At 32.9% G+C, this 19,798-nt stretch carries 21 protein-coding genes and 1 pseudogene; 14 read left to right on the top strand and 8 right to left on the bottom strand.

Features of this window, described 5'->3' with window-relative positions; translation table 11 throughout:
- Window positions 1–42: 42 nt before the first annotated feature.
- Window positions 43–609 (bottom strand): hypothetical protein, encoded by a 567-nt coding sequence (locus SYN6308_RS04510; protein WP_017293245.1) that lies wholly within the window; start codon window positions 607–609, stop codon window positions 43–45.
- Window positions 610–1,021: 412 nt separating this feature from the next.
- On the opposite strand from SYN6308_RS04510, the gene SYN6308_RS04505 reads away from it, so the two are divergent.
- The 3 genes and pseudogenes from SYN6308_RS04505 (at window position 1,022) to urtE (ending at window position 4,226) form a co-directional block, all read left to right on the top strand.
- Window positions 1,022–1,936, top strand: coding sequence for an NAD(P)H-dependent glycerol-3-phosphate dehydrogenase (locus tag SYN6308_RS04505; protein ID WP_017293244.1), 915 nt, complete (start codon window positions 1,022–1,024; stop codon window positions 1,934–1,936).
- A 344-nt stretch (window positions 1,937–2,280) separates the two neighbouring features.
- Window positions 2,281–3,012, top strand: a pseudogene (urtD, locus tag SYN6308_RS04500) (urea ABC transporter ATP-binding protein UrtD); the annotation flags it as partial.
- Between the two features lie 512 nt (window positions 3,013–3,524).
- Window positions 3,525–4,226 (top strand): urea ABC transporter ATP-binding subunit UrtE, encoded by a 702-nt coding sequence (urtE, locus tag SYN6308_RS04495; RefSeq protein ID WP_017293242.1) that lies wholly within the window; start codon window positions 3,525–3,527, stop codon window positions 4,224–4,226.
- An 18-nt stretch (window positions 4,227–4,244) separates the two neighbouring features.
- Here the strand turns inward: urtE and SYN6308_RS04490 are convergent, their stop codons facing one another.
- Entirely contained in the window at window positions 4,245–5,363 is a 1,119-nt protein-coding gene (locus SYN6308_RS04490) for an FAD-dependent oxidoreductase (RefSeq protein WP_017293241.1), read from the bottom strand.
- A 170-nt stretch (window positions 5,364–5,533) separates the two neighbouring features.
- Between SYN6308_RS04490 and SYN6308_RS04485 the strand changes: the two genes are divergently transcribed.
- Together SYN6308_RS04485 and SYN6308_RS04480 are read left to right on the top strand one after the other, a co-directional pair.
- Complete coding sequence (locus SYN6308_RS04485; protein ID WP_017293240.1) at window positions 5,534–6,145, top strand: DNA-binding protein; 612 nt, start codon at window positions 5,534–5,536, stop codon at window positions 6,143–6,145.
- A complete protein-coding gene (locus SYN6308_RS04480) occupies window positions 6,146–6,772 on the top strand; it encodes an RES family NAD+ phosphorylase (protein WP_017293239.1) in 627 nt (208 codons plus the stop codon).
- Between the two features lie 82 nt (window positions 6,773–6,854).
- On the opposite strand, the gene SYN6308_RS04475 is transcribed toward SYN6308_RS04480, so the two are convergent.
- The gene (locus SYN6308_RS04475; RefSeq protein ID WP_017293238.1) at window positions 6,855–7,154 is read right to left on the bottom strand and encodes a hypothetical protein; all 300 of its coding nucleotides are present in this window, start codon (window positions 7,152–7,154) and stop codon (window positions 6,855–6,857) included.
- A 117-nt stretch (window positions 7,155–7,271) separates the two neighbouring features.
- Entirely contained in the window at window positions 7,272–7,610 is a 339-nt protein-coding gene (locus tag SYN6308_RS04470; protein WP_026101923.1) for a hypothetical protein, read from the bottom strand.
- A 79-nt stretch (window positions 7,611–7,689) separates the two neighbouring features.
- Here SYN6308_RS04470 and rsmI point away from each other — a divergent pair, with 79 nt between their 5' ends.
- The 4 genes from rsmI to SYN6308_RS04450 all read left to right on the top strand — a co-directional run bounded on the left by rsmI (window position 7,690) and on the right by SYN6308_RS04450 (window position 10,588).
- Complete coding sequence (gene rsmI / locus SYN6308_RS04465) at window positions 7,690–8,517, top strand: 16S rRNA (cytidine(1402)-2'-O)-methyltransferase (protein ID WP_017293236.1); 828 nt, start codon at window positions 7,690–7,692, stop codon at window positions 8,515–8,517.
- Between the two features lie 241 nt (window positions 8,518–8,758).
- Entirely contained in the window at window positions 8,759–9,964 is a 1,206-nt protein-coding gene (locus SYN6308_RS04460) for a tetratricopeptide repeat protein (RefSeq protein WP_017293235.1), read from the top strand.
- 112 nt (window positions 9,965–10,076) lie between these two features.
- Entirely contained in the window at window positions 10,077–10,295 is a 219-nt protein-coding gene (locus SYN6308_RS04455; RefSeq protein WP_017293234.1) for an addiction module protein, read from the top strand.
- The gene (locus tag SYN6308_RS04450; protein WP_017293233.1) at window positions 10,292–10,588 is read left to right on the top strand and encodes a type II toxin-antitoxin system RelE/ParE family toxin; all 297 of its coding nucleotides are present in this window, start codon (window positions 10,292–10,294) and stop codon (window positions 10,586–10,588) included. The genes SYN6308_RS04455 and SYN6308_RS04450 overlap by 4 nt, the downstream gene beginning before the upstream one ends.
- Here the strand turns inward: SYN6308_RS04450 and sfsA are convergent.
- From sfsA to SYN6308_RS04430, 4 genes are all read right to left on the bottom strand, one after another.
- On the bottom strand, window positions 10,551–11,306 hold the full coding sequence (sfsA, locus tag SYN6308_RS04445; protein ID WP_017293232.1) for a DNA/RNA nuclease SfsA: 756 nt from the start codon (window positions 11,304–11,306) through the stop codon (window positions 10,551–10,553). The two genes, SYN6308_RS04450 and sfsA, sit on opposite strands and share 38 nt — an antisense overlap.
- A gap of 61 nt (window positions 11,307–11,367) precedes the next feature.
- Window positions 11,368–11,844, bottom strand: a complete 477-nt coding sequence (locus tag SYN6308_RS04440) for a Dps family protein (protein ID WP_017293231.1) — start codon at window positions 11,842–11,844, stop codon at window positions 11,368–11,370.
- A gap of 198 nt (window positions 11,845–12,042) precedes the next feature.
- On the bottom strand, window positions 12,043–12,543 hold the full coding sequence (locus tag SYN6308_RS04435; protein ID WP_237741257.1) for an anti-sigma factor family protein: 501 nt from the start codon (window positions 12,541–12,543) through the stop codon (window positions 12,043–12,045).
- Between the two features lie 47 nt (window positions 12,544–12,590).
- Entirely contained in the window at window positions 12,591–13,253 is a 663-nt protein-coding gene (locus SYN6308_RS04430; RefSeq protein ID WP_026101921.1) for a sigma-70 family RNA polymerase sigma factor, read from the bottom strand.
- 362 nt (window positions 13,254–13,615) lie between these two features.
- On the opposite strand from SYN6308_RS04430, the gene SYN6308_RS04425 reads away from it, so the two are divergent.
- The 5 genes from SYN6308_RS04425 to map all read left to right on the top strand — a co-directional run bounded on the left by SYN6308_RS04425 (window position 13,616) and on the right by map (window position 19,735).
- On the top strand, window positions 13,616–14,527 hold the full coding sequence (locus tag SYN6308_RS04425; protein WP_017293228.1) for a branched-chain amino acid transaminase: 912 nt from the start codon (window positions 13,616–13,618) through the stop codon (window positions 14,525–14,527).
- 114 nt (window positions 14,528–14,641) lie between these two features.
- Window positions 14,642–15,331, top strand: coding sequence for a phosphatase PAP2 family protein (locus tag SYN6308_RS04420; RefSeq protein ID WP_017293227.1), 690 nt, complete (start codon window positions 14,642–14,644; stop codon window positions 15,329–15,331).
- 159 nt (window positions 15,332–15,490) lie between these two features.
- A complete protein-coding gene (locus SYN6308_RS04415; RefSeq protein ID WP_017293226.1) occupies window positions 15,491–17,242 on the top strand; it encodes an ArnT family glycosyltransferase in 1,752 nt (583 codons plus the stop codon).
- Window positions 17,243–17,611: 369 nt separating this feature from the next.
- Window positions 17,612–18,853 (top strand): hypothetical protein, encoded by a 1,242-nt coding sequence (locus SYN6308_RS04410; protein WP_017293225.1) that lies wholly within the window; start codon window positions 17,612–17,614, stop codon window positions 18,851–18,853.
- 27 nt (window positions 18,854–18,880) lie between these two features.
- Window positions 18,881–19,735 (top strand): type I methionyl aminopeptidase, encoded by an 855-nt coding sequence (map, locus tag SYN6308_RS04405; protein WP_017293224.1) that lies wholly within the window; start codon window positions 18,881–18,883, stop codon window positions 19,733–19,735.
- Window positions 19,736–19,798: the final 63 nt, after the last annotated feature.

Genomic DNA, 19,798 nt, shown 5'->3' with positions numbered 1-19,798 from the left:
GAGAATGGAGAATGGAGAATGGAGAATGAGTAACGCACCCTTTTAATTTTTGTTAAGTCGATCGAGCCGTAATTCAAGTTGACTTTGTTTAGTTTCGATCGATTCTAATTTCTCTAATATTTGTTTCAATAATTTCTCTTGTTTAGGGCTAAAATTTTCCGAAATAACTTCTTGAGAATTAGTATTTAATAAAGATTTACCTAGAATAAAAGGAGACTTAAAAAGCATCAACCAAAAGTTAACAAATAATGAGGGAATCATCTGAATTATGCCCCAAATTGTCAAAATAAAGATAATTATTAGTACGATCGAAATAAAAGGATGAGAAACAAAAAAAGCTATAGTGGGGTGATTTGTTACCCAATTATTCCATAATGATTCTAGGGCAGATTGGAGGTTATTATAAGCAATAGTAGTCATATTATTGGCTTTAGAAACACCATCTTGAATAATATTTTGAGTAGTTGTCTGAGCATTATTTAAAGTATCTACGGTGGAATTAGTAATATTATCAGAGAGATTAATGGCTTTATTTTCGACATTTTTGAAAAAAATTTTGCTCGTCTCAATACCATTATTTACCTTTTCAGAAACTGTGAGTAATAACATATTTTTGATCATAATTTAGATATTTTTTCTCATTGTTACATAAGATTTATTTTTATACAACTAATTTAACTTCCTTCTATCAATGTTCATTTTCTTATCAAATCTTTAGGTTAAAATGTTAAAGTTTTAAGGTATTGAAGGGTTAGGGAGATTTTTTCTAATAATTTATTTTCTAATCAGAAAAAAATCTAGATTTTCTGTCAATTATAGTGTCGGATTAAATCAAATTTTGAAAATGAAAATCTCCTACTTTGATATACAATTTGTTGATGAGGATTATTTAGATTAAAATTTGTTGAGTATATAAGACCTCTTGCAAAATAAAAAGTAAAATCTATTTTAGGGTGAAATTTCTTAACTCATTACTCATTACTCATTACTCGATTTCTGCAAGAAGCCTATAGTATTATTTATGACAAAAATCACTATTATCGGTGGAGGAGCATGGGGTAATACTCTTGGTTACTTACTCACTCGATCGAACCAAAAATATCAGTTATGGAGTCGTCATCAACAAGAATCTTTAACAACTATAACGCAGGATGCCGATATAATCATCTCCGCAGTATCAATGAAAGGAGTTAGGGAAGTTATTCAACAGTTAGGGGAGACTAATCTTAAACCTGATACAATTATCGTTACTGCTACTAAAGGATTGGATTTAGAAACCACCCATACCCCCTCTCAAATTTGGCAAACCGCTTTTCCCCATAACCCCATCGTAGTATTATCAGGACCTAATTTAGCAAAAGAAATTCAACGAGGTTTACCCGCCGCCACCGTAGTATCAAGTAATCATCACCCATCGGCGGAATTAGTGCAGAGTGTTTTCGCATCCGATATTTTTCGAGTATATATCAATGATGATCCCATTGGTACAGAATTAGGAGGTACACTAAAAAACGTCATGGCGATCGCATCTGGGGTATGTGATGGTTTAGAATTAGGTACAAATGCCAAAGCCGCCTTACTAACAAGGGCATTACCTGAGATGATCAGAGTAGGAGTGAAACTAGGCGCACGCATAGACACATTTTTTGGGTTATCAGGATTAGGAGACTTATTAGCTACCTGCGATAGCCCATTATCTCGTAATTATCAAGTGGGTTTCGCTTTAGCAAAAGGCAAAACTATCCCCGAAATTTTAACTATCTTAGAAGGTACAGCAGAGGGAATAAATACCACCAAAGTTTTAGTAAAATTAGCCCACAATCAAAATATTTCTGTCCCCATAACCTACCAAATATATTTATTATTAGAAGAAAAAATTACCCCTCAAATTGCCGTAAAAAATCTAATGGCTAGAGAATTAAAAGAGGAGTTTTAGATATAATATAAAGTTCGTTTAAATATTAATAATTAATGGCTAAAGCCATCACTACAAACTTTTTTAATAATTTATGATTAGAAACCTTTATCCCGCAAAGAAATAAATTTCATTGCTGATAGCACAACTCTACTAAAGTGAGTCAATTTTCTAATCATAAAAAATAGCTAGATTTCTTGGTAATTAAGGTTTTGAGTTAGGTTAAATTCAGACTTTAAAATTTACCCGCTTACAGGATTTTAACCCTTCATTATTTTGTAACAATCACTACCGAAAATGATTCGTTTAATAAATTATATTATTTAGGCTATAAACAAAAAAGCCCAATTATTAATATATAAATAATGAGTGATACTATATTAGAAATTGACGATTTAACCGTAAGTTTTGACGGTTTTAAAGCCTTAAATCATCTCAAATTCAAAATGAATAAAGGTGAATTAAGAGTAATTATTGGACCTAATGGAGCAGGAAAAACAACTTTTTTAGATGTTATTACTGGTAAAGTTCAACCCACAGAAGGCAACGTATTTTTTAAAGGTAAAAACCTCCGAAAAATTAGCGAACATCAAATAGCAAGAATGGGTATTGGGCGCAAATTTCAAACCCCAAGAGTCTATTTAAACCTAACAGTAAAAGAGAATTTAGACTTAGTAGCAAATAAGACAAAAAATGTTTTTTCAACCCTGTTTAATAAACCCACCGAACAAGATAAACGTAACGTTGCCAGTTTACTCGAAACCATCGGTTTAACCGCCAAAGCAGAATTACAAGCTGCCTTGTTGTCTCACGGGGAAAAACAACGATTAGAAATTGGAATGTTAGTAGCGCAGTCTCCTGATTTATTATTAGTAGATGAGCCTGTAGCTGGTTTAACCGATGAAGAAACAGAAAATGTCGGTAATCTGCTGTTAGCTTTAGCCGAAAATCATTCTATCATTGTCATTGAGCATGATATGGAGTTTGTGCGACAGATAGCGAAACAAGTTACTGTTTTACATCAAGGCACTGTATTATGTGAGGGTACAATGAATGAAATTCAAAATGATCCTCGTGTAATTGAAGTATATTTAGGGCAGGAAACCTCCTTAGAAAGAGATGAAATTGTCATAGTGCGTATCGCCGCAACTATGGCATGGGCAGATTTTAATTTAACTCCCGAAGAACAAGATATAATTATCACTAATTTAAGTAAACAATTTGCTACTTCTGAAGAAGACGAGTTGCAGTTAAAAGAGGAATTAGTTAACTTTTTAGCTGAAAACATCCCTTTAATTGATTTAATTCCTTTATTAGAAACTCAGGAAGAAAAGGAAAAAGTTTTACAATTAAGTTATCAAATTATTAGTAATCATGGTATTAATGAGTTAGAAAATCAAGTTTATCAAGAGTTATTAGAATTGCTTAATTTACCTCAAGAAGTAGTCGATCGTATTGTCTTGTGATAATTCAATTCTTTTTTTTCTCACGCAAAGACGCAAAGGCGCAAAGTTTTTGATGTGTCAATTAATTAATTGCATAAGGAAAAGAAGAAAATTTTACAAACTTTTATTTGTTATTACTCAATTTTAGCTTTAGTTTTATTATTATGTTAAATCTATCTAGTTTGAATGTTTATTATGGTGAAAGTCACATTTTAAGAGATGTGGATTTAAGTATCAATAGTGGTGAAATGGTATGTTTAATTGGGCGAAATGGGGTAGGTAAAACTACCTTGTTAAAAACCATTATGGGGTTGTTAAAATCACGCACAGGTGAGATTAATTTTAAGGATAGAGTTATTGATAAAGTTACCACAGATCAACGTGCTAAATTAGGTATCGGTTATGTGCCTCAAGGTAGGGATGTTATTCCTCGTTTAACCGTGAAAGAAAACTTGATTTTAGGTTTAGAAGCTATCCCCAAAAATGTTAAGGTAAAAAAAGAAATTCCTACGGAAATTTTTGAGTTATTCCCTGTTTTAAAAACTATGTTAAACCGCATGGGAGGCGATTTAAGTGGTGGGCAACAACAACAATTAGCCATAGCAAGAGCATTAATGGGAAAACCTAAATTATTGCTTTTAGATGAGCCAACAGAGGGCATTCAACCTTCGATTATTTTAGAGATTGAATCAGCAGTAAAAAAGATTATTAAAGAAACTGGTATTTCTGTTCTTTTAGTCGAACAACATTTGCATTTTGTCCGTCAGGCTGATCGATATTATGCTATGCAAAAAGGCGGTATTGTTGCCTCTGGTTTAACCAGTCAATTAAGCCAAAGAGTTATTCAAGAATTTTTAGCTGTTTAATTATAGTTTGTTGATTGTTTAATGGGGAAATTGTTTCATAAAATTATTGTCAAGATATTGTTTCCAATACCATATCAATGGAGATTGTACGCAAATATTACCCCAACTTGCTACAGCATTTTTATTTCCTGTACCAATAATGTTTAAATAGTTTTTTTGAGGATAATATAATGTTAGAGATTTTTTAGTTAAAAAATTACATAAATTTTGATATAAAGGCATACCTTGTTTTACCGCAAAAACTCCTGCTTTTGGGCAAGGATAATCTCTTATATTAGCAATATCTCCAGAGGCAAAAATATAAGGATAATTGACACTTTGAAGGGTATTTTTTACCATTATAAAACCTTGGGTATCGGTTTCGATCGAGCTATTTTTTAACCAATTAGGTGCGCAGGCTTGAGTTACTAAAAAATTATAATCTGAATCAATATTTTTCCCTGAAAATAGCGTAATTTTTTGACTATCAATACTTTTAACTTCCTCATTAAGATAAATATTAACCTGATTTTGTTCTAAAATTTTAGTTAACTTTTTACTCATGGATAAACTATGATTAGAGATAATTCTTTTCCCTCGATGAATTAAATTAATCGTCAAATTTTCTGCTGATAAAATCTTAGTTAATTTATGATGAATATTTAAGGCTAATTCTACACCTCCTGCACCCCCTCCAATAATTGTTAAAATCATTTTATCATGAGGCTTATTATCAGCTAAATCAATAATTTTATGCCATTTTTCCAGAAATAAAGGGATGGGTTTAATGGGAATACCATATAGATTAGCACCTTTAATTTGACTCTTTTCAGGGCGACTACCAATATCTAAAGATAAGACATCAAAACTTATTTTTAAACCTGATTGACAACTAACTATTTTCTTATCTGCATCAATATTAATAACTTCATCAATTATTAATTCTATTCCTGCAACTTCTGCTAATTTTACTAAATTAATATGACTGTCTTCATAGCTATAAAATCCAGAAATATATTCAGGCAACATTCCCGAATAAGGCGTATTTTTGACATTGCTAATTAAAGTTACTTTTACTCCTGATACCTTCTTTTTACTCCATAATTTAAGCACGATCGAATGACTATGACCACCCCCCACTAACACTAAATTAAGCATAAAATTATGATTCTTTTACAGTAGCTATAATTATATTTTAATAAATAACAAACCGCTCAAATAAAAATAACAAACCCTAATTATTTCGATTGCCAATTTTCCTCTTGACATCTCTTACCTATAAATGCCAAACTATAGTTATTGACATCTCTTACAGGAGAAATATAATTATGATTGCAACCATTGAAAAAGAAGCATCAGAATATGCTCATTTACTAGAAATTTTAGCTACTGATGAACAGAATATTTTAGTGAGTAGCATAGCTAAAATAAAAACAAGTATAGAACTTCGATCGACATCAAAAACCCATAAAGATAAAATCGTAAGCACTACAAAAAACGATCGAACTATCGAAAAATTAACCAACGGTGAGAGTTATACTTCAGCAGAAAAAATAGAATTAGAACTGGAAACCTTACAACGATATTTTGAACGTCGTCGAGAATTATTATCTAATTCTTTTACCGCCCCTCAAGTAGCTAAATTACTAGGCACTTCAAGACAAACACCCCATGACAGGATAAAAAATAAAAGTTTATTGGCTGTGCGAGATAATGGAGTGTGGAAATTTCCTCTGTGGCAATTTGATGCGGAAGAGGCGGATGGTGTGATTGATGGTTTACCAGAAATACTCAAAAATTTATCGATTAATTCAGAATTTGCTAAACTTAACTGGTTTATGCACCCCTTACCTGTTTTAGATGGTTTAACTCCTGTGGAAGCCCTAAAACAAGGATTAAAAACCAGAGTAATTGTCGAAGCAATGGGGGGAGGTGCTTAATTGGTAGTTATTGCTTCCCCACCGCCCAAAAACAAGCCAAATCCTCTTTTTTACGATTTACAAGTTAATACAGAATTAGTGAGAATTTTTGATCCCACCACTAAATATAAGACTCAAGCTCTTACGTTTCGTTATTTTGGAGCATTACATCGCTTTGATCATCATCCCAGTGGCAAAAAGCCTCAATTAGATTCTGAAAGGGGAATTTACTACACTGCTTTTACTTTATCAAGTTGCATTGTCGAATATTTTGGTGATAGTGGTGTAATGGATATTCAACAACAATGTGTTTCGATCGTACAGTCAACTCGTTCTCTATTATTATTGGATATTAGAGGTAGTGGTGCTATGAGAGCAGGTTCGGTGTCAGCGTTAGCAAAAACCGCCGATAGAGAGCTTTCTCAAAAATGGTCAAGATATTTCTATGAAAATGAGGAAATTTATGGAAAAATAGACGGAATTATCTACTTTAATGCCCATAACGACGAGGAAGCGATCGCACTTTACGAAAGAGCAGAAAATGATTTAAGTTGTAATCAGGATCAAATTATCAGACTAGATGATATTAGATTACGTTCTCATATTCAACGGATAGCACTAGATAATAATTTGATTTTTATTCCTTAATAATACTATAAGGTAATACTTATAAGGTTGTATTTTGTGCTTGATTTTTGAGTGAACATATTTTTAAAAATTTCATTATTCATTAAATAGAAATACTCTCTAAAGATTCAATAATTTGTAATGTTTCTTTTTGTTCATTTTTATCATCTAATTCTGCCCAAGACTCAAATAATTGTTTAAATTTTTCTTCATTTTGCTCACTATTATTAATTTGATTAATAGCATTATCCCAAGCATTAATAGATGTCTTTTTTGTCATTATACTTTGACGAAACAAACGCACAAAGTTTAATAATTCGGGGATATATTCTTCAGGAGTTTTTTTAATTTCTGTTAATAAATCTAGTCTTTGTTTGGTTGCTGTATTTTGAGAATTATTCATAATTATTTACTAGGATTTTTTGATAAATTTTGTTAATTTTTCCTACATTTATAATAACAGGAACTACTCAACAGCAAGGCGTTATTATTTTAAAGAAAAAATAGTACTTAATTCTAATTATTGATTCAAATATTGATCTAAATCTTCGATTAAACGGGTTAATTCTGCTTCTGAAGTTAATCTTAATCGATCGTCCCTCACTGTAATCAACATTTTTGCAGAAAAAGGATTACCGTAGATATTCGGGTTACAAAAAACCTCAAAAAATACATCTCCCGTGTGTTGATATTCCATGACTTTTTTCGGGGTTGGTTTGCCTCCGCTTTTCGCTTGTATCGCAATTTCTTTTAAACTTTCCATCAAAAGTGCGATTTCTTGTTTCAGTTTTTCTGCCGCACTCATACTAAAATTGAAAGAGATTGAACCTTGAAGAAGATTAACGGTAAATTGACTCATAAAAATTACTCTGGTTAATTGAATTATTGTCTTTTTCCATTGTTCATCGTTCATCGTCCATTGTCAATTTATCAACATCGTGACAGGAATACTTTATTTAGTAGCGACTCCCATCGGCAATTTAAAAGATATTACTTTTCGTGCGATCGAAATCCTACAAAATGTGGACTTAATCGCCGCCGAAGATACCCGACACACGGGCAAATTATTACACCATTATCAAATCAAAACCCCTAGTATTAGCTATCATCAGCATAACCATCAACAACGGGTTAAGGAATTATTAGATAAGCTATCTCAAGGATTAAATATCGCCTTAGTCACCGATGCAGGTACTCCGGCTATTTCCGATCCAGGGTATCATTTAGTGTTAGCCTGTATAGAAACTGAGATCAATATTATCTCCATTCCGGGCGCGATGGCAGGAATAAATGGTTTAATTGCCTCTGGTTTAACTACGGAAAGATTTTGTTTTGAGGGTTTTTTGCCCACCAAAAAGAAGTTACGGGATAGTCTTCTCCAAAGTTTACAACAGGAAAAGCGCACTATGATTTTTTATGAAGCGCCCCATCGTCTCCAAAAAACTCTTGCAGATTTCGCACAATTTTTCGGTGAAACTCGTCATCTTGCTTTAGCTAGAGAATTAACTAAAATTCATGAAGACATTTGGCGTGGTACTATTAAAAGTTCGATCGAACTCTATCAACACAAAGAACCAAAGGGAGAATATACTATTATCCTAGACGGAAATCATCAATTAGAGCAAATCAATTTATCCGAAAACGATCTTATCGCTGAAATGACAAAATTAACACAGCAAGGCATGAGTAAAAGTGAAGCCAGTCAACATCTAGCCCAATATACAACTCTTTCTCGCCGAGAAATCTATAAACTAATGAATAATTAACAATAGACATCTCCAATAATTCAGGGAAAACGGGCTAAAGCCCTTACTACAAACTATTGCAAAATATTTTTTGGAGAAGTCAAATGTTATCTTAAAGATTTTGAGTTCAATTTATTGAACGTGATCTCGTTAGCAGTGTAATTCATTACACTGCGATTCATGGATTAACGCCCTCATTCCTCAATCTGGGCTTAATATATTAAGCTCCTACATTCCTCATTATTCTATCTATATTAAATTTATGAAGGTAAATATTTCTAAACTTTCTTTAACAACTTTTGTCTTTATTCTATTTTTATTTACGGGTAAATCTTCTCTAGTTTTGGCACAAACAGAAGAAGTAAAAGTTAATCCTTTATTAGTCGATTTTAAAGATGAATTATTACCTACTATCAAACGAGATTTGACAGGTATAGAAAGAAAAAGAATCCAAGCAAAAATTAATGATTTAGACACTTTAGCTTTAGAAGAATCTCAGGCAGGAAATGATGATATTGCCTTCGCTTTGTGGTATCGATCGATCAATTTAAGTAGAGCATTGGGCACAAAAGAAGAAATTACGATGATTAGTAAAGTCGGCAAAATTGCATGGGATAAAAGTCGTAATGAAGATATTAATTTTTTAAATGAAAGACTACTTAAATTAGAATTAGAATACACTAAAGATAATAATATTAATCCTGAATATTTACCCCTATTTATTGAAGGCTATGAAGCGTTACATAACCTTGATAAATCAATCGCAATTAACAAAAAAAATCTTGAATTAGCAAGAGCAAATAATGACATTTCTACTATTAAAACGGCTTTAGAAAAACTAGGTAGATTTTATCTAGCAAAGTTTGATTATTACAGAGCAGAACCGATTTATCAAGAGTTATTAAATATTGCTAGACTTGAACTAGATTATCTTGCAGAAGGGCTTTATTTACGTCAATTAGCAGAAATTAGTGGCGAAATTATTAATCCTGAAAATGCCATAAAATATAAACGAGAATTAGCAGAAAATTATGTTAAAAATCAAAATTTATTAAGACTATCTTTGATAAAAATCTCCATCGGCGATGATTATAAAGCCTTAAAAAAACCCGATGAATCAGCAAAATCTTATCAAGAAGCCTTCTCTTTAGCTTGGTCATTACAACAATACTCGATCGCTGGAGATGCCTTAGAAAAACTAGGTATTCTTTACCAAGAATATGAACAATTAGACTCCGCTTTAGAAATTTATCAAGAGTTAATTAAACTGCAACAACTCTCTTATAATCACTATGGTTTAATGAAAAGTTATGATTCTATGGGCATAATTTATCAGAAAAAAAACGACTATTCTTCTGCTCTCAAATCTTATGAAAAAGCCCTTGCTATTGCTCGTAGTTTAAGCCATCAAGAAAACTATTTTATAACCAAAATTGATGAACTTCAAAACGTTAATAATAAAGAATAAATTATTCTTTATTTAGTCAAGAATAGTCAAAAATCATTTTGTTTAATATTAAAATGACACAAAATGCTAAAAATCAGTTAGACTAAAATTATTGAATCATACCGTTGACTTTATGAACAGTCTATTATCTGAACAAATTTTACCATTAACTATTGCTGAAAAACTTAAATTAATAGAAGATATATGGGATAGTGTTATCATTTATCCTGAGAAAATTCCTTTAACTCAAGCTCAGAAAGAAGAATTAGATAGACGTTTAGAATTTTATGAAAATCTTGAAAATCAAGGTGAATCTTGGGAAATAGTTAAGGAAAAAATTATCAAAAAATGACTTATAAAGTAAAAGTTTCAGAAGATGCACAATTGGATTTAGATGAGGCTTATCAGTGGTATGAATCACAAGTTAATCAATTAGGTTCAGAGTTTATCCGAATCGTAGATAATAATTTAGCTTTGATTCAAAAAAATCCTTTTGCTTATCCCGTTATTCATAATAATATTCGCCGTAAATTATTACCAAGATTTCCCTATGGCTTATTTTATTTAATTAAAGATGATATGATTTTTGTATTAGCTTGTTTTCATGTTAAACGAGATCCACAACAGAGAAAAAGACGTTTTTAAGGATCGAACTCCCTAAATATTCAACTCCGAGAGGAGTTATTTCAAAACGACAGGGCAAGATTATCACCCCTTTTTCTCTAGCTTCATCAAATAACTTTCCATAGGTTCGATCGAACTTATGTCCCACTTCAAAAACTGTACAGTCCGATCGGGCGATAAAATATAACATCACCCTCTTAACCGAAGAAGGCAAATCCATCAATTCTTGTAAATGCTTTTGTCCCCTAGTAGTTTCAGTATCAGGAAATAAAGCAACGCCATTTTCCGCAAGGGTAGTATTTTTCACTTCCACATAAATATCGCAATCCCCTCCCGACAAGACAAAATCAATGCGACTTTTGCCATCATGACCAAATTTTACCTCACTTTTCACCTGAGTATATTGTTGTGCTAACTCAGGAATTAACTGTTTTTCCAAGGCTAACTTGATAATTTTATTCGGTAACGCCGTATTAATGCCCACCCAAACGGGATTTTCTTCCCCAACTTCGATCATTTCCCATGTATAAGCCAATTTACGCTTCGGGTTATCACTTTTCGACACCATTACCCGACTATCGATCGAACATAATCCTAACATGGGACCCGTATTTGCACAATGGGCAGTAATCAATTCTCCCGTTTCCAATTCGATGTCAGCGAGAAAACGCTTATATCTTTTTTTGAGGATACCAGAGATTAAGGGCGGATAACGATATAAAAAAGTGTCAATAGTCATTTAGTAAATAGAGAATAGTAGGGTGGGCATTGCCCACCATTTATAGAGATATTGACAAAGTTTAAAGAATACTTCTTAACATCCAAGCGGTTTTTTCATGAATACTCATGCGTTGAGTTAATAAATCCGCCGTTGACTCATCATTAGCTTTATCGACGATCGAAAATATACTTCTAGCAGTTCTTACTACAGCTTCATTGCCTTCTACCAATAACTTTACCATGTCTAAAGCGTTGGGTACTTCTCTTGTTTCTTCAATGGAAGATAACTCTGCATACTGACTATAACTACCCGGTGCAGTATATCCTAAAGTTCTAATTCTCTCGGCGATACTATCCACTGCTAAAGCTAATTCTGTATATTGTTGTTCAAACATCAAATGTAAAGAATTAAATAATGTTCCTGTTACATTCCAATGGAAATAATGAGTTTTCAGATATAAAGTATAGGTATCTGCTAAAAGACGGCATAATCCGTCAGCAATTTTTTGACGATCGTCTTCTTCTATACCAATATTGACAGGAGAGTTACTATTCATGAGGTCTAAATTTATAAATGTTTATTAATATATAAATTATAGTTGATTTACTGTTAGATAAAACTTATCTATAGTTACTCACTATAGCGTTTACTTTCTGCTTCTACCAGTCAAGTCGGCTTGATACTGTCCACAGACGTTAATTCGGCTGTAACCCAACCTATTTTTTCTATAATTACTTCTTCAGGTCTTGGGTTTTTATTTATTATCAGGCATTTCGATAAGAGAATGATCTAAAGGAATCATTAAATTTTCTTGTTGAATACTAGACATATCGATTAAAGGCTCATTTAACGCAATAATTAAAGCCTCATCATTAGATGTCGAGTTATTATTTTGAGCCATTTGTAGTAACGGCGTTCTATTAGGGCTAAAAATACCGCTTATACTAGCTAATATTACCGCAGCGATCGCACCGCCACCCCATAAAAATATTTTACGTTGTGTTTGAGTTCGATCGATCCTAGCAAAAACCGCATCCGATAATTGTTTTGCCGTACATTCCGAAGAAGGAGTAGGTAAATTATTAAATTCTTGACGTAAATATAAAAGTCGTTTGTATAAACCCTGAATTTCAGGATCATTCGACAACAATTCTTGTACTTCTTGCCGTTGTTCGGCAGTGACTTCTCCATCCAAATAGGCGCTTAACAATTCAAAAGTACATTTATCGGGGGGGTAAGAATGGTTACTCATCATATTTATTCTCCTTGATTTATCGTGATTTATAATAGTTAAAAATGAAATTATTGATTATTTTCTAAGTAGGGTTTTAATAATAATTGCAGTCTATTTCTTGCTCTAGCAATTCTTGATTTTACCGTACCCAGAGACACTTGCGTAATGTCGGCAATCTCCTCATAACTTAAACCTTGTATTTCTCTTAATACGATCGTTGTGCGAAAAGTATCAGGTAAATCAGCAATAGCTTGTTTCAATTGATCATAAAATTCAGCCGTGGTTAAATTATCTTCAGGGGATGGTAAATCCGAGGCTACTTCCCATTTTAACTCATCATCTTCCACCATAATAGAAGCATCCAAAGATAAAGGCGTAGCATGACGTTTACGTTTTCTTAACTGATCATAAAACAAATTGGTCGCAATACGACTCAACCAACCCTTAAATTTATTTGGTTCTTGTAAACTTTTAATTTTCTTATATACTCTAATCCAAACTTCTTGGGCAATATCACCCCTATCTTGCCAGTCGGGAGCTAAATTATACAATATCTTATCCACATAAGCCTGATGACGGCGTAACAACTCAGAAAACGCCTCCCTATCAGGTTGACTACCTTCCTGACAACGCAAGATTAAATCAGTATTGGATAATTGTTCAACTTTCACTTTTTGCTGTATAAACGGTATAGACAAATTAGACCAAGATAGAGGAATAGAGGAAACCATAATATATTCTATGCTGATTTAAGAATAGTTGCACTTAATTTGACTATTTCTCTTGATAAAATGTTCCTGAAATTATTGTAGAAAGACTGGAGGATTTGGGTATTGGGGGATTTGGGGAGAAAAGAGTTAATTAGACTTCTCCAAAAAAGATTTTTTATTGGCTCGTAGGCTTCAGCCCTCGTTTTAGCAATTAATGGAGATGTCTATTGATAACGGAAAGATATGTCGAACTAAGGTAAAATACCAGAAGATACTTTCTTCATTGTTCATTGTTCATTGTTCATTCTTAGTTCTTAATTCTCCATTCTCCATTAATGATATGATATAACGATCTATAAAAAGACCGTTAAATCACACACATCATGTCAGATTTTTTACCTATCGCCTATTTTGAAGGCAAATTTCTCCCTTTTAAAGATGCTAATATTTCGATCGCAACTCATGCGTTACATTATGGTACAGGTGCTTTTGGTGGATTAAGAGGCACAATAAACCCAGCTAACCCCCAACAAGTGTTATTATTTCGTTTAGATCGTCATTGTCAAAGATTAAGCAATAGTGCAAAATATTTACATTACGAGTTATCGGCGAGTAAGATTGAAGAAGTAATTAGAGACTTTGTTAGTAAAAATAAACCAAGTAAACCTTTTTACATTCGTCCTTTTGTTTATACATCAGATTTAGGTATTGCACCAAGACTTCATAAAATTGAAAAAAACTTTTTTGTCTATGGTTTAGAAATGGGAGACTATCTTTCTCCCGATGGTATCAGTTGTCGTATTAGTTCATGGTATCGTCAAGAAGATCGTAGTTTGCCCTTGAGAGGTAAAATTAGTGGAGCATATATTACCTCTGCTTTAGCGAAAACCGAAGCCGTTGATAGTGGTTTTGATGAAGCAATTTTGATGAATTCCCAAGGAAAAGTTTGTGAAGCTACGGGAATGAATATTTTTATGGTAAGAAATAATAAATTAATTACTCCTAGTTTAGATCAAGATATTTTAGAAGGAATTACTAGAGATAGTATCTTAACCATTGCTAAAAGTTTAGGTATCGAAATTGAGCAAAGAGAGATAGATAAAACCGAATTATTTATCGCCGATGAAGTCTTTTTATGTGGCACGGCAGCAAAAGTTACTCCTGTGAAAAGAGTCGAAAATTATCACCTTCCTCAAGAGAAAAATATTACCCTAAAAATTAAGGAAAAACTAACTGCTATTACAGAAAATAGAGACACTGAATATAAAGATTGGATTACTGTTATTGATGTTTAATTTGGGAGATTAGGAGTAAGAAGTAAAGAGTAAGGAGACAGAAGATAGTTGTTAATTATTAATTATTAATTATTAATTGTTAATTATTAAAAAGGTATGGTAAATTAAATTTCAATGAAAGTCAAGCACTTATTAAAACCACAAAAATTTTTCCATCATTTTAATAAGGTTAACCTTTTTTTTTCTAGTTTAGCCTTGTTATTTTTTATCCTGATTAGTATGATAGTTTCTACGGGAAAATTAAAACCCTTAGATGAATATTTATTAGTCCAACTTCATGTAATTTTACCAGATTGGTTTTTTTATATTGCTAGGGCTTCTTATTTTATTGGAGAAGCAGAAGTTGCTGTTTTTATTGTACTTTTTAGTTTAGGTTTTTTAGTGTGGAAAAAGTACTGGGAAGAAGCACAAGTTTTAGCTTTATTTTCTTTAGCTATTCTGATTTTAATTGATAAAATTTTCAAACCTTTTTTTGCTGTTGCACGTCCAATCGATCGATTAGTTGATAACGCTTTCGGTTATAGTTATCCTAGTGGACACGCTTCAGGTAATTTAATTTTATACTTTTTATTAGCTTATTTTCTCACACAAAAATTTCCACACAATAGAATTTATTATTATGGTATCGCCACATTTTCAATCATATTAATGGGCATAAGTAGTGCTTATTTAAGAGTCCATTGGGTAAGTGATATTTTAGCTTCTTATTGTCTAGGATATATCATGTTTAGTTTAGCAATTACTTTGTTAAAAAGTAGTAAAAATAATCAGAATAGGAGAGAGGAGTTAGGAGAGAGGAGTTAGGAGAGAGGAGTTAGGAAAAACACTGATACATAAACATTAATTTTAAGTGTTAAAAATTAAGATAAAAATATGTTGTAAAAAAGGAATTAAAAATGTAAAATTTTTGAATTAAAATATCAGAAATTTATTAATATATTTAAAAAATCATAGCTAAAAAAAATGCAAATTGATTGGAAATCTTTGTCAAAATCTCCTGATAAATTATGGATTATTTCCCTTGTTTCTTTATCCTTAATTTGTGGAGTTGCTTTCTTTTGGAATCTGGGAAATATTGGTTTAATCGACAAAACTGAGGCTTTATATGTTGAAGTTGCTCGACAAATGGTGTTAACTAATAATTGGGTTAGCCCTCATTGGAATGGTACTTATTTTTATTCCTATCCTGCGGGGGGTTATTGGTTTTTAGCGTTGAGTTTTAAGCTATTTGGTATGTCGGAATTTGCGGCGAGATTACCTGTGGCATTAAGCGCAACGGCGGTAGTTTTCATGGTGTTTTATACCCTTCTTCATTTTGGCTATATTCATAACAAGCCTCAAAATTGTCTTTATCTATGGTTAACGGCATGGATTGGGGGAGGAATCATGGCGTTAAATCCTGCTTGGATTGCTTGGGGAAGGGTTGCTGTATCGGATATGTTGTTATCTAGCTCGATCGCACTGGCTATGTTAATCTTTTTTGTGGGGTATGGTCAACCGCATAAGCCAAAATTGCAAAGGGTATGCTATTCTACTTTTCCAATTTTATTATCGATCGCCGTTTTAGTCAAGGGTCCCATCGGAGTTATTTTACCCGTGTTAGGAATCGGCAGTTTTCTGTTATATGTGGGCAAATTCTGGGAAATATTCTGGGAAATTAAGCCTTTTCGCACTATAGCTATTTTTCTTGGCTTAACTCTCCCTTGGTATATCGCCGCCATCATTATGGATGGAGAAATATTCGTCAATGAATTTTTAGCGGTTAGTAACTTTAAACGTTTCACTACTGTAGTTTTTGACCATCCCGGTCCTTGGTACTATTATATTATTTGGGGTGCTGTGTTTATGGTGCCTTGGGTGATTTATTTTCCCCTTGCCCTTGTCAATTTATCCTGTTGGCGTTGGCAAAAAGTAAGGCAATCGGCACGAGAAACTCAATTAGGCTTATATTGTTTTTGTTGGTTTATCACCACTTTTATCTTTTTCTCCGCTGCCGCCACCAAACTGCAAGGTTATATCTTACCAGTCGCCCCTGCCGTTGTCATTATCCTTGCTTTATTTTGGGGGCAAAAGTTACAAGAATCTTCTCCTAAATATGAGAAATTATTTTTAGTTAGTGCGATGCTCAATTTAATTATTTTACTGGCACTTTCGATCGCATCTGCCATAAGTGTTAGTTTAATAGGAGAAGACACTTCTGCTCCAACTTTTGCGGAAAATTTAGGAAAATCAGGAATACCCATAATATCAGCTATTTCTTGGGGATTAGGAGTAATTATTGCCATAATTTTATTATTAAAAAAACGTTTATGGCGTTGGTTTTGGAGTGCGAATTTAGTCGGATTTTTTACCTTTGCCACATTTGTTTTTCCTCCCTTAATTCCTTTACTAGATACGGAAAGACAGCAATCTTTTCGAGAAATTTCCTTAGAAGTAAAACAACAAATTTTACCCGAAGAAGAAGTTTTTTTAATCGGATTTACTCGTTATAGTATTGTTTACTATGGTGACACATCTGTTAATTTTGTTCATGGTATAGAAGATTTTAAAGCTAAATTAAATGAAGTAAACAATCAGGAAAATGACACTATTTTATTAGTGATAGAATCTAAATATTTAGAAGATAGTGAATTAAAAGATATTGACTATGATTTATTAGCCGAAAAACAAGCCTTTAAATTAATTAGAATTAAATCAGAAGCGATAATAAATTAATGGAGAATGGAGAATGGAGAATGGAGAATAAGAAAGATTGATTTTTAGGATTTTATCATCAACAGCCTTGCAATAAATTGAGTCTGTTGGCGAAATAAATCTTAATATAAAACTTGACAAAAAGTCGTTTTTGTACGATAATTTTCCTCGCAACACTGCTCGATTTATTGCGAGGCACGAAGCAATCTCGAAGCTAACAGCGAAAATCGGCTAAAGCGATTTAATAACTGACGTTACCCACTGATTCAAATGTTAAGTTAAGGGAGGTTTCAGGTAGCAGGTGTAAGATTAATAGAGAAAAACATCTACAATGAAACACTGTGACTAAATTAAGTTAATCTAAACTAACAGGCTTTTTTTCAGTAAATCATGGCACAAAAAAATAATTCCCCATCCACCCCCCTTATTTATTACGTCTCTCCTAGTGGTAAAATTCATGAGCGCAGTTGTCGTCATTGTCAACCAGATAAAGAAGGATGGCAAAAATTAGACTCCTTTTTACAAGGTTTCACCGAAGGTTATCAACCTTGTCGCCTTTGTTGCCCTTCGGAAGCGGAAATAAAAATATTACAAGAAAAATCTAGTATTTCGATCGTTGACAAAGAAGATTCTGTTACTCCCCAAGAATTACCAAGCATTGAGGAAACTACTATTCCTATTTCTCAAGAATCATCAAATATTGAGGAAACTACTATTTCTCAGACGGAAGAAACTCAAACAATCCCCGTCAAAGAAGTAACAGATAGTGAGGAGACTTCACCTAAAGTCAAAGATAAGGAATCCGTTAAAGAGGAAGTCAAAAAGAAAAAATCAGTTAAAGAGAGTAAATCTGAGAAAACTCAAGATTCTACCTCTAATGATGTCAAAAATGACAAATCTGAGTCGAAAAAGGATGCTAAGACTAAAAAACAACCTTCTGAGAATAAACAAGAGAAGGTAGAGAAGGTAGAAAAAAAGCGCTATAAAATTTTAGCGGGGAATGGTTGTCATCAGGCGATCGCAGAATTACAAGGAATATTAGTTCCACCACACAATGAAGAAGCGCCCTTCCTCCTGATTTTACCTGACGGATTTCAGATGGAGGCTACCTTTAAAAATCCTCGTCTTAAATGGTTAGCTCATAATACAGACGCAGTGGTTGGTTCTCATTGGTTTCGAGTGTATCCCAAAATGAAGGATGATAAGTTAATTAGTGTACAAATCATTGCTTGGGATAAGGGAATGCCGTCTAATCCTAGGGGAGAAGAAACATGGGAGTTTATAGGTGTATGGACTGCCCAAAGAAATGTTACTGTGCAACGATCGATGACAATGGATGATATTAGAAAAATAGCGAAAGAAACAGGGTTTATTAAGAAGTTTAAATATACTTTTATTAATTCCTTTGATTTTGTTAAACAGAAAAAATTATGGATGGGATATGTCTATAAATTAATTTGCAAAAGAAAAGGGGATGTTTTAGAAATTAAAAAGGTAATTCCTTATGCTTGTCCTCGTATTAAACCTGAACCAAAAAACTTTATAAAAGACAATAATCGAGACAATAATTATAATAAAGGGGATAAAAAAGATTTTAAACCTAAAACTTTTAAACCTAAAGTAAAAGAATAATTAATATATTTAGTAATAATAAAAAAGATGAAAAATTTAAGAGATTTATTATTTAATCCTCTCAAAAATGAGCGATCGAACCCACCGAAAACAAAAGGACTTCCCCCCATGAAAAAAAGTAAAAAGGGGATAGAATTAAAAACGGAAGCGGAAATCGAAATTATGCGAGTGTCGGGAAAAATTGTTGCCACGGTGTTAAAAGAAATTGAAGAAATGACAAAACCGGGCATGACAACGGCGGATTTAGATGCCTATGCCGAAAAGAGAATCAAAGAAATGGGGGCAACTCCTAGTTTTAAAGGTTATCATGGATTTCCAGCTTCTATTTGTGCCAGTATTAATGATGAAGTAGTCCATGGTATTCCCAATCCTAAAAAAGTGATTAACATGGGGGATATTGTCAAAATTGACACAGGCGCTTTTTATAATGGTTTTCATGGTGATTCTTGTATTACTTTTCCTGTGGGCAAAATCAAACGCAATGCTGTCAAATTATTAGAAGTGGCTGAAGTTGCTTTATATAAAGGGATTGAGCAAGTAAAAGCTGGAAATTATCTCATGGATATTGCGATCGCAGTTCAAGATTATGTGGAAAAAAATGGCTTTTCAGTGGTAGAAAATTTTGTAGGACACGGTGTGGGCAGAAACTTACACGAAGAACCGTCTGTCTTCAATGTGCGCACGAAAGATTTACCCAATGTACAATTAAAAGCTGGAATGACACTAGCTATTGAGCCGATTATTAATGAAGGGAAAAAACAAACTCGTACCCTAAAAGATCGTTGGACGGTTGTAACAGTAGATAAACAATTATCTGCCCAGTTTGAGCATACCGTATTAGTGACTAATGATGGTTATGAAATTTTAACCTTGAGAAATTAATCAGGAATTAGGGGTTAGAGAGTTGAAAAAAATTGGTGAGAATGTGATGTTATCCTCTAATTT

The organism is Geminocystis herdmanii PCC 6308 (assembly GCF_000332235.1).
In the GTDB taxonomy this organism is placed as follows: Bacteria; Cyanobacteriota; Cyanobacteriia; order Cyanobacteriales; family Cyanobacteriaceae; genus Geminocystis; species Geminocystis herdmanii.
Note: the sequence above shows the minus strand (reverse complement) of the source record. Positions and strands in the feature narration are given on the sequence as shown.

What these genes read in the sequence shown, in the direction of transcription:
- SYN6308_RS04510 (WP_017293245.1), bottom strand. Translation starts at nt 609, where the DNA reads ATGTTATTACTCACAGTTTCTGAAAAGGTAAATAATGGTATTGAGACG.
- map (WP_017293224.1), top strand. Translation starts at nt 18,881, where the DNA reads ATGAAAAATTTAAGAGATTTATTATTTAATCCTCTCAAAAATGAGCGA.
- SYN6308_RS04410 (WP_017293225.1), top strand. Translation starts at nt 17,612, where the DNA reads ATGGCACAAAAAAATAATTCCCCATCCACCCCCCTTATTTATTACGTC.
- SYN6308_RS04455 (WP_017293234.1), top strand. Translation starts at nt 10,077, where the DNA reads ATGAACAGTCTATTATCTGAACAAATTTTACCATTAACTATTGCTGAA.
- SYN6308_RS04435 (WP_237741257.1), bottom strand. Translation starts at nt 12,543, where the DNA reads ATGATGAGTAACCATTCTTACCCCCCCGATAAATGTACTTTTGAATTG.
- SYN6308_RS04490 (WP_017293241.1), bottom strand. Translation starts at nt 5,363, where the DNA reads ATGCTTAATTTAGTGTTAGTGGGGGGTGGTCATAGTCATTCGATCGTG.
- SYN6308_RS04430 (WP_026101921.1), bottom strand. Translation starts at nt 13,253, where the DNA reads ATGGTTTCCTCTATTCCTCTATCTTGGTCTAATTTGTCTATACCGTTT.
- SYN6308_RS04420 (WP_017293227.1), top strand. Translation starts at nt 14,642, where the DNA reads ATGAAAGTCAAGCACTTATTAAAACCACAAAAATTTTTCCATCATTTT.
- SYN6308_RS04460 (WP_017293235.1), top strand. Translation starts at nt 8,759, where the DNA reads ATGAAGGTAAATATTTCTAAACTTTCTTTAACAACTTTTGTCTTTATT.
- SYN6308_RS04475 (WP_017293238.1), bottom strand. Translation starts at nt 7,154, where the DNA reads ATGAATAATTCTCAAAATACAGCAACCAAACAAAGACTAGATTTATTA.
- SYN6308_RS04425 (WP_017293228.1), top strand. Translation starts at nt 13,616, where the DNA reads ATGTCAGATTTTTTACCTATCGCCTATTTTGAAGGCAAATTTCTCCCT.
- SYN6308_RS04505 (WP_017293244.1), top strand. Translation starts at nt 1,022, where the DNA reads ATGACAAAAATCACTATTATCGGTGGAGGAGCATGGGGTAATACTCTT.
- SYN6308_RS04485 (WP_017293240.1), top strand. Translation starts at nt 5,534, where the DNA reads ATGATTGCAACCATTGAAAAAGAAGCATCAGAATATGCTCATTTACTA.
- SYN6308_RS04470 (WP_026101923.1), bottom strand. Translation starts at nt 7,610, where the DNA reads ATGAGTCAATTTACCGTTAATCTTCTTCAAGGTTCAATCTCTTTCAAT.
- urtE (WP_017293242.1), top strand. Translation starts at nt 3,525, where the DNA reads ATGTTAAATCTATCTAGTTTGAATGTTTATTATGGTGAAAGTCACATT.
- SYN6308_RS04450 (WP_017293233.1), top strand. Translation starts at nt 10,292, where the DNA reads ATGACTTATAAAGTAAAAGTTTCAGAAGATGCACAATTGGATTTAGAT.
- SYN6308_RS04440 (WP_017293231.1), bottom strand. Translation starts at nt 11,844, where the DNA reads ATGAATAGTAACTCTCCTGTCAATATTGGTATAGAAGAAGACGATCGT.
- sfsA (WP_017293232.1), bottom strand. Translation starts at nt 11,306, where the DNA reads ATGACTATTGACACTTTTTTATATCGTTATCCGCCCTTAATCTCTGGT.
- SYN6308_RS04415 (WP_017293226.1), top strand. Translation starts at nt 15,491, where the DNA reads ATGCAAATTGATTGGAAATCTTTGTCAAAATCTCCTGATAAATTATGG.